The organism is Kitasatospora sp. NPDC086801, assembly GCF_044745805.1.
Lineage (GTDB): Bacteria > Actinomycetota > Actinomycetes > Streptomycetales > Streptomycetaceae > Kitasatospora.
In genome coordinates, this window is record NZ_JBIVAX010000062.1 from 1 (window position 1) to 12,818 (window position 12,818).

16 protein-coding genes are annotated in these 12,818 nt (G+C 72.3%); 7 read left to right on the forward strand and 9 right to left on the reverse strand.

The genetic code is table 11. From position 1 onward, the window contains the following. From ACIPLC_RS35970 to ACIPLC_RS36000, 7 genes are all read right to left on the reverse strand, one after another. On the reverse strand, window positions 1-933 hold a 933-nt coding region (locus ACIPLC_RS35970), incomplete at its 3' end, for a hypothetical protein (RefSeq protein ID WP_400477261.1). 100 nt (window positions 934-1,033) lie between these two features. Then, on the reverse strand, window positions 1,034-1,420 hold the full coding sequence (locus ACIPLC_RS35975) for an RRQRL motif-containing zinc-binding protein (RefSeq protein WP_400477262.1): 387 nt from the start codon (window positions 1,418-1,420) through the stop codon (window positions 1,034-1,036). After that, window positions 1,417-2,784, reverse strand: a complete 1,368-nt coding sequence (locus tag ACIPLC_RS35980) for a DUF2637 domain-containing protein (RefSeq protein WP_400477263.1) — start codon at window positions 2,782-2,784, stop codon at window positions 1,417-1,419. Before ACIPLC_RS35980 ends, ACIPLC_RS35975 begins: the two co-directional genes overlap by 4 nt. Then, entirely contained in the window at window positions 2,781-3,131 is a 351-nt protein-coding gene (locus ACIPLC_RS35985) for a hypothetical protein (RefSeq protein WP_400477264.1), read from the reverse strand. The genes ACIPLC_RS35980 and ACIPLC_RS35985 overlap by 4 nt, the downstream gene beginning before the upstream one ends. After that, a complete protein-coding gene (locus tag ACIPLC_RS35990; protein WP_400477265.1) occupies window positions 3,128-3,331 on the reverse strand; it encodes a hypothetical protein in 204 nt (67 codons plus the stop codon). The genes ACIPLC_RS35985 and ACIPLC_RS35990 overlap by 4 nt, the downstream gene beginning before the upstream one ends. Further along, on the reverse strand, window positions 3,328-3,570 hold the full coding sequence (locus ACIPLC_RS35995) for a hypothetical protein (protein WP_400477266.1): 243 nt from the start codon (window positions 3,568-3,570) through the stop codon (window positions 3,328-3,330). Before ACIPLC_RS35995 ends, ACIPLC_RS35990 begins: the two co-directional genes overlap by 4 nt. Next, window positions 3,567-3,860, reverse strand: coding sequence for a hypothetical protein (locus tag ACIPLC_RS36000; protein ID WP_400477267.1), 294 nt, complete (start codon window positions 3,858-3,860; stop codon window positions 3,567-3,569). Before ACIPLC_RS36000 ends, ACIPLC_RS35995 begins: the two co-directional genes overlap by 4 nt. Before the next feature lie 274 nt (window positions 3,861-4,134). Between ACIPLC_RS36000 and ACIPLC_RS36005 the strand changes: the two genes are divergently transcribed. The 4 genes from ACIPLC_RS36005 (at window position 4,135) to ACIPLC_RS36020 (ending at window position 8,503) form a co-directional block, all read left to right on the forward strand. Beyond that, entirely contained in the window at window positions 4,135-4,941 is an 807-nt protein-coding gene (locus ACIPLC_RS36005; protein WP_400477268.1) for a GntR family transcriptional regulator, read from the forward strand. Further along, window positions 4,938-5,504 (forward strand): GNAT family N-acetyltransferase, encoded by a 567-nt coding sequence (locus tag ACIPLC_RS36010; protein ID WP_400477269.1) that lies wholly within the window; start codon window positions 4,938-4,940, stop codon window positions 5,502-5,504. Before ACIPLC_RS36005 ends, ACIPLC_RS36010 begins: the two co-directional genes overlap by 4 nt. Window positions 5,505-5,639: 135 nt before the next feature. Next, the gene (locus tag ACIPLC_RS36015) at window positions 5,640-6,635 is read left to right on the forward strand and encodes a bifunctional DNA primase/polymerase (protein ID WP_400477270.1); all 996 of its coding nucleotides are present in this window, start codon (window positions 5,640-5,642) and stop codon (window positions 6,633-6,635) included. Further along, window positions 6,632-8,503: a hypothetical protein gene (locus ACIPLC_RS36020; RefSeq protein ID WP_400477271.1), complete on the forward strand. Its 1,872-nt coding sequence runs from the start codon at window positions 6,632-6,634 to the stop codon at window positions 8,501-8,503. The genes ACIPLC_RS36015 and ACIPLC_RS36020 overlap by 4 nt, the downstream gene beginning before the upstream one ends. Window positions 8,504-8,572: 69 nt before the next feature. On the opposite strand, the gene ACIPLC_RS36025 is transcribed toward ACIPLC_RS36020, so the two are convergent. Continuing rightward, on the reverse strand, window positions 8,573-8,788 hold the full coding sequence (locus ACIPLC_RS36025) for a YozE family protein (RefSeq protein ID WP_400477272.1): 216 nt from the start codon (window positions 8,786-8,788) through the stop codon (window positions 8,573-8,575). Between the two features lie 692 nt (window positions 8,789-9,480). Between ACIPLC_RS36025 and ACIPLC_RS36030 the strand changes: the two genes are divergently transcribed. After that, window positions 9,481-10,296, forward strand: a complete 816-nt coding sequence (locus ACIPLC_RS36030) for a ParA family protein (RefSeq protein WP_400477273.1) — start codon at window positions 9,481-9,483, stop codon at window positions 10,294-10,296. Beyond that, entirely contained in the window at window positions 10,293-10,757 is a 465-nt protein-coding gene (locus tag ACIPLC_RS36035) for a hypothetical protein (RefSeq protein ID WP_400477274.1), read from the forward strand. Before ACIPLC_RS36030 ends, ACIPLC_RS36035 begins: the two co-directional genes overlap by 4 nt. Before the next feature lie 136 nt (window positions 10,758-10,893). On the opposite strand, the gene ACIPLC_RS36040 is transcribed toward ACIPLC_RS36035, so the two are convergent. Continuing rightward, a complete protein-coding gene (locus tag ACIPLC_RS36040; RefSeq protein ID WP_400477275.1) occupies window positions 10,894-11,898 on the reverse strand; it encodes a hypothetical protein in 1,005 nt (334 codons plus the stop codon). Window positions 11,899-12,085: 187 nt separating this feature from the next. On the opposite strand from ACIPLC_RS36040, the gene ACIPLC_RS36045 reads away from it, so the two are divergent. Continuing rightward, window positions 12,086-12,814, forward strand: a complete 729-nt coding sequence (locus tag ACIPLC_RS36045; protein ID WP_400477276.1) for a type II toxin-antitoxin system prevent-host-death family antitoxin — start codon at window positions 12,086-12,088, stop codon at window positions 12,812-12,814. Window positions 12,815-12,818 lie beyond the last annotated feature (4 nt).

Genomic DNA, 12,818 nt, shown 5'->3' on the forward strand with positions numbered 1-12,818 from the left:
GGCCGTGACGTGGGTGGGCAGGTCCACGGTGGCGATCTCGGCGGTGACCCCGCCGATCTTCTCGCGGCCGATCAGGCCGACCGGCCGCAGCTCGTCGCCGGCCTTGAGCAGCCCGACGGCCCGCAGGGCGTTGGTCAGCCGCTCGTCGGTCAGCTCCTGGTGCTGCTCGGGCTGCTGGTCCAGGATCGTGAACGGGGCGTCCCCGGCGGCAACCGCCTGGGCCCGGCGGGTCCGGAAGCCGGTGATCCCGCACAGCGCGGCCGCCGCCATCACCATGGGGCCTGCCACCACCCACTCGCCGATCGCGGCGGTGACCAGCATGGCGGTCACGTAGACGCCGCCGCCGGCCAGCCCGGCGATGGCGCGCTTGGAGCGGAACCGCTCGTTGATCTTCTTCGAGCGGGCGTCGCGCAGGGTCTCGATCAGCACGTCGTCCCGGCTGGCGCGGGCCTGGCGGATCGAGTCGACGTACTCCCCGGCGAACAGGTAGTGCACCGAGTTGCTGGTCAGGGTCCACGCCCCGTACATCGCCACCCAGGTAGCGCGGACCGCGTAGATCGGGGAGCGCAGGCCGTGGAACTTGGTGCGGTTCCAGGCGACCGCGCGGGCCTGCAGCAGGGTGCGGCGGGCGGTCTCGGTGTCGGCGAAGGCCGGCGGCAGGATGGCGAGCATCTCGCGCTCCCACCAGCCGCGCTCCTCGTCGTCCATCTGCTGGGGCTCGATGAAGCCGACGACCGGGGCCTCGGCGACCGGCTCGCGCAGGGTGCCGATGGTCGAGTTGTCGTGGCCGGTCTCGGTGAGCTGGGCGGCCTCCCACATCGCCTGCTCCAACTCCGCCAGGTGCTCGGCGTCGAAGTACTTGGACAGGTCAACCTTGCCGTTGGCGGCGTCGTCCGGCCCGAAGCTGGCGGGGCCGATCGGCTGGTCGGTCATGATGGGTACTCCCTGGTGTCGCCGTCGTGTGGTGCCGGAGGACGCGGGGCCGGGCATCGCTTTGGTCGGTTGAGACCGGCCCCGCGGTAGTGCTGGTGGTTCAGGCGGCGTCGGCCAGGCCGTCCGCGCAGGTGGTGCACTCGCCGAGGCGGGTGGAGATGTAGTACGGCCGCTCGGTGCGGCAGGTCCGGCAGGTCCGCCGGCGGCGCATCGCCGCCTCCAGCCCCCGGGCCCTGGCCTCGGTCAGCTCGCCGATCGGCACCGCCTCGGCCTTGCGGTAGAGGTACGCCTCGCGGATCCCGCCGTCGTGCCGGGCCTTGCTGCTGCGCCAGCGGATCTGTCCGACGACCTGCTGTCCGCAGGCCGGCCGCAGGCCCTCGCGGCGGAGCTGGTCCCGGGTGGCCAGGCCGTCCGGGGCGGTCTTCCAGCCCCAGATCGGCAGGCCGCCGAACCGCTCGCCGGTCGGGTCCAGCTCCAGCCGGCTCACTGCTCGCCCCGCTCGGCGCGCTCGGCCTCGACCTGCTGGCGCAGGCGGACCAGGTACTCGTTCCGGCCGCCGCCCAGCAGCTTCTTCACGTCGCTGGTGGAGATCGTCCGGTTGGCGCTGGCGAACAGGTCCGCCAGGTCGCGCACCTTCGCCAGGTGCTCCGGGTCGAGGGCCTTCCCGGTGTTCCCGGCCGCCGGGGCGGAGGTCTTCCCCGGGGCCTTCTTCCCGCCCTCCTCGACGCCGCCCTGGGCGGGGTCGTCAGAGCCCTCTCGCTCAATTCCCCCAAGGGTTTCCGGCTCCTCGGAGATCGCCCGCCAGGGGGCCGCCAGCGCCTCGGGAACGGTGTCCACGTACACGCTGTCGGACGGGCCGGAGAGCAGGGGAAGGGTCAGCGCGGGGAACGGGTCCTCGGGTCGGCCGGGGCCGAGCAGGTCGACCGGCGCGGGCAGCGCCGAGTGCTCCGCCACCCGGGCCCGGGCCGCGTTGCGCCCGGCGAGCATCTCCGCCGTCAGGCCCGGGGTGCCGATGCCCTTCACGTACTCCCACGCGGTGCGCCAGGCGTCGTCCTCGTCCAGCTTCCCGAGCGGGGCCGCCGACAGCAGGCGCTGCGTCAGCTCGAACACCTCGGGCTCGTGCTCCTTGCGGCGCTCGCGGTGGGCCTCGATCGCGGCCTGCTCCGCCTTCGCCTTCTCCTCCGCCGCCGCCAGCTCGGCCGCGGCCTTCTCCTCGGCCGCCTTCTTCTCGGCCGCGACCCGCCGGCGCTCGGCCCGGGTGGGCCGGTGACCGGCGTGGGTCTGCAGGTCGGTCAGCCAGACCGCGACCAGCGAGGAGAGCGCGAGGACGACCGCGACCCACGGGTGGGCCTTGTAGGCGTCCAGGCCGTGCGCGAGGTTGATCGCTGCGGCGACCGCGCCGGCCAGCCACGCGCCGACCCGGTAGACCCGGGCGGGCTTGCCCTCCCGCTCGGCGGCGGCGCCCATCGCCACCAGCGCCCAGGCGGTGCCCTCCAGCATGGTGGCCAGCAGAGCCGCGAGCAGCAGCTCGACGCTGGCGTTGCCCAGCGCGGTCACCTGGGAGATCACGGCCGGGACGATCGAGCACGCCTGGACCAGGCGGACGAAGGCACGGGCGGGGTTGTCGGTCACCCAACCGGTGACCTTGCCCCACTTGGCGGCCCGGGCGGCGCGGCGCTTGGCCTTGCGCTCCTCGGCCTCGCGGCGCTCGGCGGCGGCCCGCCGGCGGGCGGCGTCGGCGTCCTTGCGCCGCTCCTCGGCAGTGGCCTTGAGGTCCTCGCGGTTGGCCTCCCGGTCGGCGAGCCGGTCGGCTCGGCGCGAGGCCCGCCAGTCGTTGACGTCGGTGCTCACCGGTCGACCTCCTCGGTGATCTGCTCGGCCTCCGGCAGGTGGGCCACGTCGTACAGGTAGTCCCAGCAGCCGGTGCAGTTCTCGGCGTGGTCGAGGACGAAGTCGCAGTCGGCCTGCTCGGCCTGGTGGCGGCGGATGAACCACTGGACGGTGTCGCCCGCGGCGAACACGCCGATCAGGACGACCCAGGCGGTGTGGTCGGCGAGCGGGTAGCCCTGGGGGTGCGTCACGAGCTGGGTGCCCAGCGCGGCGAGGGCCACGAGCGTCTTGTAGGGGTAGAAGACGAGGCCGACGACCTGGTCGCCGAGCCAGACGGCGGGGACGGAGAGGATCCGGGGGAGGGTCACTTCGATCGGCCCTTCTTCTGGGTGGTGCCGGCCTTCGGGGTGTTGAACAGGTAGTGCAGGGCGCCGTAGCCGATGGCGTAGATCACCAGGCCGCGCAGGCCCGCGTTCTGCCAGGTCTCGCCGTGCTGCCAGGCCCGGACCGCGAGGTAGCCCGCGAGGATGAGGACCAGGGCGTCGAGGACGGTGAAGTGCTTCTTCATCGGGCACCGCCGGCGGCCTCGGTGTGGCGGTCGGCGGCCGGGAGCGACGCGAGCGCCTCCAGCGTCAGGACGACGGTGACGACCAGGACCAGGGCGAGGGTGTCGAGCAGGCTCAGCCGGATCCCGAGGACCAGCAGGCCCCCGCCGATCATCAGCAGGGTGCGGAGCCGGGTCCACAGCAGCGGGAGGACCGGCAGCAGCAGCGTCAGCAGGCGCGGGTCGATCAGCGGGCGCTTCACGCCGCCACCGCCTTGCGGGTCTTCGGCCGGCGGGCGAGGTCGCGGCTGCGGAACGGGGAGGGGAGGCGGCGGAGCAGCTGCTCGTAGTACGCGATGTCCTCCGCGTCCACGTCACTGTCCGGGTCGGCGGCGGCGACCAGGTCGCCGAGGAAGTCGGTCAGCGCGTCGCGCTCGGCGGCGAGCTTGGCGGTGCGGGGCTCGACGTCCGTGGCGGGCGACAGGCCCGCGGCGTCGATGAGGTCAGCGGCGGTAACGACTCGCCGACTGGCAACGATGTAGGCGGTGTTCATGGGTGCCTAGCTCCTCTCACCTCGGGATCGACGGCTCCCGGAGGCCCCGGCGGTGACGCGCCGGGGCTTCTGTTTTTGGCATGGCGGTGCCGTCGAAAAGGACTGGCCTTTCCTTCGAGACTTCTCATGAGAAGTGCTCTGGGAATGAAGCTAGGGGTAGCGGGGCGACTACGTCAACCGCTTCTCATGAGAGGTTCGGGCAACCGAGTGACCCGGATCTCCAAAGGGCGCTACCCCTTGTACTTCTCATGAGAAGTCACGCTAAGCTCTCCCCATGTCCAACTCGCCCCGACGCTCCGACACCACCCCACGGGTGCATGAGATCGCCGCCGACCTGCGGAATCGCATCGACGCAGGGGAATTCGTGGCGGGCAGCAAACTGCCCAGCACGCGAATCCTCTCGGAGCACTACGAGATCAGCCCCCAGGCCATCGCCCGGGTGATCGCCCTGCTCAAAGCCGACGGCATCGTGGAGGGTCGTCAGGGAGCTGGCGTGTTCGTCCGCTCTTGGCAGCCCCTGGTCTACCGGCCTCAGGGTGAGTTCAGGCGGCGGCCTCCGACGGTCGACGTCTTCATGAGCCTGCTGCAAGCCGAGGGGCGCGACGGGGAGCAGATCATCGAGGTGGACACCGAAATTCCCGACGAGGAAGTCCGACGGCGGCTTCAACTCGACCCCAAGGTGCCCGTCGCAGTCCGCCGGCGGACCAGCTACGTGGACGGTCAGGCGTTCGCAACCGACGACAGCTACGTGCCGCTGTCGATCGTGGAGGGCACGGAGTGGATGTTCAACGGCTCCGTCGAGCGCGGCACCAACGCGGTGCTGGCTGAGCTGGGCTACGAGTTGGTGGAAGCCCTGGACGAGATCTACATCCGCGCTCCAAAGGTGGCCGAGGTCGAACGGCTCAGCCTGCCGGCCGGGACTCCCGTCGCTGACCTCATCACGACCGGGCACACCGCCACGGGCCGCCCGATCCAGGTGACGAGCTGCATCCTGCCTGGTGACCGGCACGTGATCGTCTACGAGCGGAAGAAGTACCCGCTGGACGACGCCGAGGGCCACACCGAGGGCGGTGCCGAGTGATCCTCACCCCCGCCACGACCCGCGACGTGCCCCGTCTGCTCCGCTTCCGGACCGACGCCGCCGCCTGGCTCTCACAGCTCGGCACCGATCAGTGGTCCACTTCCTACCCCGAGGAGAGCATCCTCGGCAGCGTCCAGGCCGGGGAGGTCTTCGTCCTCCGCGCGGCCCCTGGCGCCGATCTCGCCGCCACCATCACCCTCGACACCTTCGGCGACCCGCTGCTCTGGACCGAAGCCGAGCGAAGCCAGCCCGCGCGGTACGTCCACAAGCTGACGGTTGACCGAGCCTTCAAGGGCCTCTCCCTTGGCAGCCAACTGCTCGACTGGGCTGGCACCGTGGCCTCCTCGAACGGCTGCACCTGGCTTCGGCTCGATGCCTGGACCACGAACGCCAGCCTGCACCGGTACTACCAGGGTCTGGGGTTCGCCCACATACGGACCGTTCATGATCCAGAAACCGGGGGCTCCGGCTGGGTCGCCCAACGGCCAGCAGTCGAGACCGGCTTCGGCTTCGTTGATCAAACCGGCCTGATTAACCGCTGCCGCGAATCCAAGGGAGGATGATCCGAGAATGACGAAAGCCCGCCCCTGCCAGGGCGGGCCTTCGCGGAAGCTGCCGAGCGACCTACTCGGCGGACGAGCTACCCAAGAGAGAAGAGTTGGGAGGTGCGCTCACCCTTGAGCGTACGAGAGAAGACCGTGTCACCGCCAGCTCACACCGCGCTGCGCCAGCATCTTCTGGCCAGCGCCCTGACGTACGCCGAACGGGGGATGGCCGTACACCCCCTGCTGGTCGGCTGCAAGGAACCGCGCTGGAAGGCGTGGGAGGAGCGGGCCACCACCGACCCCGCAGTGATCTCCCGGACCTGGGGCCGGGCCCCGTTCAACATCGGCGTGGCCTGCGGGCCCAGCTCGCTGGTGGCGATCGACCTGGACATCCCGAAGGACGGCGCCACTCCTCCGGAGGACCTGGCCGCCGCCGGGGTGACGAACGGCCTGTCGATGCTGCGTCACCTCGCTGCCGAGGCCGATGAGGTGATCGTGCCGACCATGGCCGTGCGCACCTGCAGCGGCGGGCTCCACCTGGTCTACGCCGCGCCGCAGGGCACCGCCGTCCGCAACTCGGCTGGCACCGTGGCCTGGTGCGTGGACGTGCGGGCCGCCGGCGGGTACATCGTCGGCATCGGCTCCGAGGTCGAGGGCTCGGCCTACGCTCTGGCCGGTTCCCTCACGACCCCGGCGGTCCTGCCCGACTGGATGCTGACCCTGGTCACGTCCACCGTTGAGCAACCCGAAGCGGGGGAGGCTCCCGGCCGGGCCGGGGCGGTCGCCCGGCTGCGGGACCTGACTCGGCTGGTCGGCACCACGCGCGAGCAGCGGTGGGCGGCGGGCATCCTCGCCTCCGAGCTGGCCGAGCTGGAGTCGATGCGCCCGCAGACCGGCCGGACCCAGCGCCTCAACCTGGCCGCGTACCGGGCCGGGCAGCTGGTCGGCGCCGGGCTGCTCGACCTGGCGCTCGCCGAGCGCGAGCTGGTCGCCGTCGCCGAGGCCGCCGGGATCTGCAGCACGCAGAACCCGCGCGGCTACGTCGGCGAGATCCAGCGGACCGTCACCCGCGGGCTGCAGGCCGGGATCGGCCGCCCCCGCTTCATGGACGTCCGGGCACGCCAGGCCCGCGCGGGCGGTGCGGCATGAGCACCGACGTGGAGATCCCCGTGCAGTCGCAGGTGCCCACGGAGGTGCCGGCGGACGTCTTCGAGGCGTTCAAGCGGGAGCGGAAGAAGAAGTCCGAGGCCGAGCAGTGGCTGGAGAACGCCACCGAGGCCGAGGTCTTCGAGTTCCGGGCCTTCCAGGAGCGCAAGGCCGCCGAGGCTGCCGACGCCGAGCGGGCCCGGCGGGCCTCGGCGGAGTCGTCCTCGCGCGGCGGGCGGCAGGAGAGCCAGGCGGACCAGCTGATCCGCATGGCCGTGGCCCGCTACGAGTTCGGCAACGGCGAGGCCGGCGAGACGTTCGCTCTCCCGCGCCCCGGCTACGGTCCCCGGATCGCCCGGCTCACGCGCGGCGGGCGGATCTCGCTGCGCTCCGAGCTGGCCCGGATCTACTACGAGATCAACGGCAAGGCCGCCAGCAACTCCGGCCTGGCGGACGCGATGACCACGATCGACGGCATGGCCCAGGCCAGCGACCCGGTCGATCTGCACCTGCGGGTCGCCCCGCTCGGCAAGCGCCCCGAGGACGGCTTCGCCATCGACCTCGGCCGCACGGACGGCCAGGTCGTCATCGTCACCCGGCACGGCTGGCGGGTGGAGGCCGCCTCCGACAAGCACCCGCGCTTCCGCCGCTCCCAGCTCACCCAGCCGCTGCCGATCCCGACCCAGGGCGGCTCGCTGGGCGAGCTGCGCACGCTGCTGAACGTCACCGACGAGTCGTGGCCGCTGCTGGTGTCCTGGCTGGTCACCGGCATGATTCCCAACATCCCGCACCCGATCGTGTTCCTCTCCGGCGAGCAGGGCACCGCCAAGAGCACCGCGACGAAGATGCTGGTCAAGCTGCTCGACCCGAGCGGTGCGCCGGCCCGCTCGGCGCCGAAGGAGCTGGACGACTGGTCGACCGCGGCGGTCGGCTCCTGGGTCGTCGGCCTGGACAACCTGAGCCGGATCCCGGAGTGGCTCTCCGACGCGATGTGCCGGGCCGCGACCGGCGACGCCCACCTCAAGCGCACCCTGTACTCGGACTCCGACGTCACCGTCCAGGAGTTCCGCCGGGTGCTGATCGTCAACGGCATCGACGTCGGCGCCCTGCGCGGCGACCTCGCCGACCGCATGATCCCGGTGAGCCTGCACCGGATCACCCGCCGCCGCACCGAGACCGAGCTGTGGGAGGCGTACGACGAGGCCCAGCCCCGGATCCTCGGCGCGCTGCTGAACCTGATCTGCAAGGTCCTCGGCGCGCTGCCGGAGATCCGCGAGCAGGCCACCCGCGGGGAGATCCCCCTGCCCCGCATGGCCGACTACGGCCTGATCATGGCCTCGCTCGACAAGGTCAGCGGGCACACCAGCAGCATCCTGCAGGACTACCTCAACGAGCGGGTCGAGCTGGCCGAGGAGGTGGTGGAGTCCAACACGGTCGCCACCAGGCTCCTGCAGTTCATCAAGGCCGAGACCCCCGACCCGGCCACCGGCGTCCACGAGTGGGAGGGCCCGGCCGCCGAGCTGCTGGAGAAGCTGACCGGGATGATCCCCGGGATGATCCCCGAGGGCTGGCCGCGCACCGCCGGCGTCCTGTCCGGGAAGATCAACCGCGTCGCGTCCGACCTCGACAAGCTCGGCCTGGACGTCACCCGCATCAGGACCGGCCCCGGCGGCCGCGTCATCAAGCTCCGCTACATCCCGCGCACCGCCAGCGGCCAGCCCGGCACCGGCCAGCAGCCGACCCCCCACCACCAGCCGCCGCTGGACCAGTTCACCGACCAGGCCGCCACCGGCCACACCATCCCGACCGTCACCGACCAGAGCTTCACCGGCCAGCAGCCGCCCGCCGGCTACCGCCCGCCGCTGGAGTAGCGAACAGCGCCTCCGCCGAACCCGCCCGTGCCCCGGCACCCGCGGGCCTTCGGCATGTCCGGACCCAGATCAGCGGTGCTGGAGCCAGGTCTCCCACGCCGACTCCAGCGCCAGCATCGCCGGCGCGTCGTCGTCAAGGCCGGCGACGTCCTGCAGGTGCTCGCGGTAGACGTCGAGGTCCCCGTCCTCGGGCCACTCGGGATCCCGGGCCACATCCCGCGCCAGATCGCCGATCGCGCCGTTGACCTGCCGAAACTGCCGCAACCACTGGGTGAAGCCGCCCACTGGGCCCTCCTCGCCGCCGGACACCGCCCTGACGGGACGTCAGGCTACCGGCAGCCGGTGACGATCACTCTCCGTCAGTGACGCACTAGTGACGCTCTCAGTGACGCACTCAGTGACGCACTCCGGAAAGTGCGTCACTCAGGCCCCCCGAGTGCGTCACTAGTGACGCACTTTTCCGAGTGCGTCACTGAGTGCGTCACTACCTCCTACCTGCTGCGTGTCCGCTTTGTGGTGATTTTGAGTGACGCAGTGACGCACTTTGCCCCCTCTCCTCTGTTGAAGAATGGAGAAGAGGAGAGAGAGGCAGAGGTGTAGGGGAAAAGTGCGTCACTGCGTCACTGCGTCACTCGGCCCCCGCCCCGATCTTCTACACAACGTGATCAACGGTGGGTCACCCGGGGGACCAGACCAGCCATCGCAGGCGATCCCCCGCCCCGGGTTGCTCTCTGCGGTAGGGCAGATGCCGCACTGACCCTCTTTCCGGCGGCCGGAAGCGGGGCGGGCGGCGGCGGGGCCGGAGTCGGCCGGCCCGCGGCGGGCGGTGGGCGGGGCGGTGTCGCGGATTCGCCGCTGCGGGGGGCGCTGTCGGGCTTACCTCTTCGGGGCCTGGACTCGGCGATGCGGCACCTGGGCTAGGTGGCTAGCTGGCATGCTGGCGAGCCGTCGGGTAGGTCGGTGGAGGGAGTCCAGCGGTGACCATCGTGTTCGCGTTCTTCAGCGGCAAGGGGGGTGTGGGGAAGACCTCGACGTCGGCGGGCGTGATCGCGGTCGCGGCCAAGCGGGGCTTGGTGGTCGCGGGCGGCGACCTGGATCCCCGGTTCACCCTGACGAAGGAGCTGGGGGTCAAGGACCCCGCGTTCAGCCTGAACGACCTGTTGTACGTGGACCCGGAGGCGGAGGAGCCGCCCGGCGACCCGGCCGAGCTCGTGGACCAGGTCCTCGTGCCCGCCGGTCCGCACTGGCCGGAGAACGCGCTCGTGCTGCCCGCGGAGCGGGCGCTGGGCCGTCGGGAGACCGACGCGGTGATGTTCGAGCCGCGCCTGGCCCGCGCGGTCGCCGGCCTTGAGCGCCTGGGCGTCGACCTCCTGGTCCTCGACCTGCCGCCGCGGCCCGGAGGCAAGCTCGCCGCCACCGGCCTGCTCGCGGCGCACCAGGTCTTCATCCCGGCAACGCTGACCGCTGACGGCCACGACGGCGCGGTCGACGCCCTGCAGACCATCAAGTTCCAGAACGCGCCCGGCGGCCCCAACCCGGGCCTGCGGGTCGCCGGCGTGTACCGGTCGATCGTGCCCAGGGAGAGCGAGTACCGGGAGGTCCACAAGCACTGGGAGGAGCGGATCACCACGGACTTCGCCGACCACCTGCTGGCTACCCAGCTCCACAGCCACGCGGTGCGCGAGGAGTGCCGCACGGCCTGCGCGCCGATCACCGCGGCCACCGGCCGCTACGCCCGCAAGCTCGAATCCGCGTACGGCGAGCTGCTCGACCGAGGACTGGAGGCGGCGTGAGCAAGATGCTCAAGGACGCCATCGCGGCGACCAGCAAGCCGGGCACCGGCGGCGGGCTGCAGAAGGCCGGCGACGCCGGGATCGACCCGGCCGCTCCGCCCGGCACCGGCCCGGCTGCGAAGAAGGCGGCCCGGGCCTCCGCCGGCCGCCGCCCCGCACCCGCGCCGGCGGCCGGGCCGCCGAAGGAGACCGACGACACCCGCAAGCCGTTCGGCAGCTACCTGGCCAAGGGCCTGCACCGCCGGTTCAAGGGAGCCTGCGTCGACCGCGAGGTCGAGATGCAGGACGCCCTGGAGCAGGCCGTCCGCGCCTGGGTCGAGCAGCCTGCCAGCCTGCGCCTGCCGAAGGCCCTGGCCCGCCGGTTCGAGGCGGCCTGTGCAGCCGCGCAGACCGATCCGGACGCCGCCGCGCTCCAAGCCCTCCAGGACTGGATCGACCGCAACACCCCGCAGGACACCTGACCTGCACAAAGCCCGGCTAGCCAGCAAGCGAGCTTGCCGACCGGCCGGGCTTTCCCGGCCCGATTCCTTGGGCTATCTAGCAAGATTGCACGGCCCCGGCCGGGGGCCCGGCCCGGTGCTCCGGGCCTCCGGCCGGTCAGTCTTCGGGGAAGGCGAGCTGCTCGGGCACCGCGGTTTTCGGCGGCGTGCCCAGCTGCTCGATCAGGTCGGCGACGTCGGCGGCCTGGGCGGCGAGCCGCTCGCCTTCGAGCCGGGACATGACGGCCTGGGTGTTCCAGCGCACGGCCTCGTCCGCGGCCTTGGCGGCGGTCTCGTCCTTGTGCTCGGCCTCGGCCTGCTCCTGGGCCTGCTTGGCCTCGTCCCGGCGCCGCTCGGCGTGGGCGGCGTCGCGCTCGGCGGCCTGGGCGGCCCGGGTCAGCCGGCTCAACTCCAGTCGCGCCCGCTTCGGGGCCTCGGTCAGCGCCTGGTCGAGGGCGGCGCGGATCAGGTCTCCGGTGGTCACGACCTCCTTGCGCAGCTTGGTCCGTGCGGCCAGCTCGCCCTCGCTCGGCGTTGGGGCGAACGCGGCGCCGAGGGCGGCCAGCATGGTCACCCCGCCGTGCTCGCGCACCGACTGCTGCAGGATCACCTCGGGGCCGTCGCCCCACCGGTCCGCCCACTGCTGCAGCTGAGCCTCGATCTTCGCGTTGTGCCAGTACACGGCGCGCGCGAGCCGCTCGCCGAGGTCGTGCGGCAGCCGCAGCCCGAGCCGGGCGAGGAACTTGGTCTCCCCCTCGTCGTGCTGGCCGCTGTACCGGCCCGGGTCGGTTCCCCAGCGGCGGCCGGCCGCCAGCGCCCCGGCCGGGATCGGCTTGAACTTCCTCTGATCCCAGCCCCGCGCGGCCAGCTGCGCGCGCACCCCGGGCACCAGCAGCCAGTCCCGGCTGCCCGCCAGCTCGCCCGACTCCCGCTTGCTCGCCAGCAGCTCCCGGGTGGCCCGCCGCGCGGCCGCCAGCTTCGAGGCCCGCAGCCCCAGATGCTCCCTGCGCTGCTCGGCCAGCCAGTCCCGCTCCTGCCGGGCGGCCATCTTCGCCACCCGGTCGAGCAGCATCAGCCGCTCCTCCGCCACCGCCACCGTGTACTGCACCGTCGGCACTCCCATCGCGTAATCATGCGAGATAACCCGCCAGGCCCGCACCCTCCTTCGGGCCGGCTGTCACCCGTGCGGTGGATCCCGCGCCCGGCTGGGCGGGGATCTCCGGCCTCCGCACCCCCGACTTGTAAGCCGCTTCACAAAAATTCCCTAAGCCCCCTTACGGAAACCCTGTAAGGGGGCTTAGGATTCAGGTATGGATGACGAGAAGAACAAGCGGCCGATGCCGCCCTGGTACGCGGACCTGGCCGCCGAGCTGGGTGAGCCGCTCGGGGTGGAGAAGGCCCGCCCCCGCTGGGGCGCGCTGGTCGCGGCCGCCGAGCAGGGCACCCCAACTCTCCTGACCCTGGACACCGGGCCGGAGGCCGGCCACCTGCGGTGGGCGGCGCTGGTCCCGCTGGACAAGGTCCCCATCCCGCAGGACGAGCGCGACCGCTGCCCGCTGTGGCCGCTGTCCGACGCCCGCGACCGCCTCGGCGACCTGGTCGCCGCCGCCGGCGACTGGCAGAAGGGCTACCCGCAGATCCTCACCCGCCACCGGCGGCCGGTCGCGGCCGTGATCTCGGCCTCCTTCCTCGTCGCCCGTCCGCTGGGCGCCGACCCGCAGGGCGGCCACCCGCCCGTCGCCGAACGCGTCGACCTCGACCAGCTGCTGCAGGACGGCGGCACCGTCACCCTGAGCTTCGACCCCGGGGTGGAGGGCTTCACCTTCGAGGACGGCTCCTTCAACGAGCCCGAGCCCGCCCGCTACATCGCCACCGCCGCCGACCCAGACGGCACCCACGTCGGGACCGGCGAGGGCGACACGGTGGCCGAGGCGATGCTCCGGCTGTGGCGGATCCCCGCCGACCAGTACTCCACCGAGCCGCCGTTCGGCGACCGGACGACCAGCCGCAACACCGCCCCCGAACCGAGGGAGTTCTGACCAC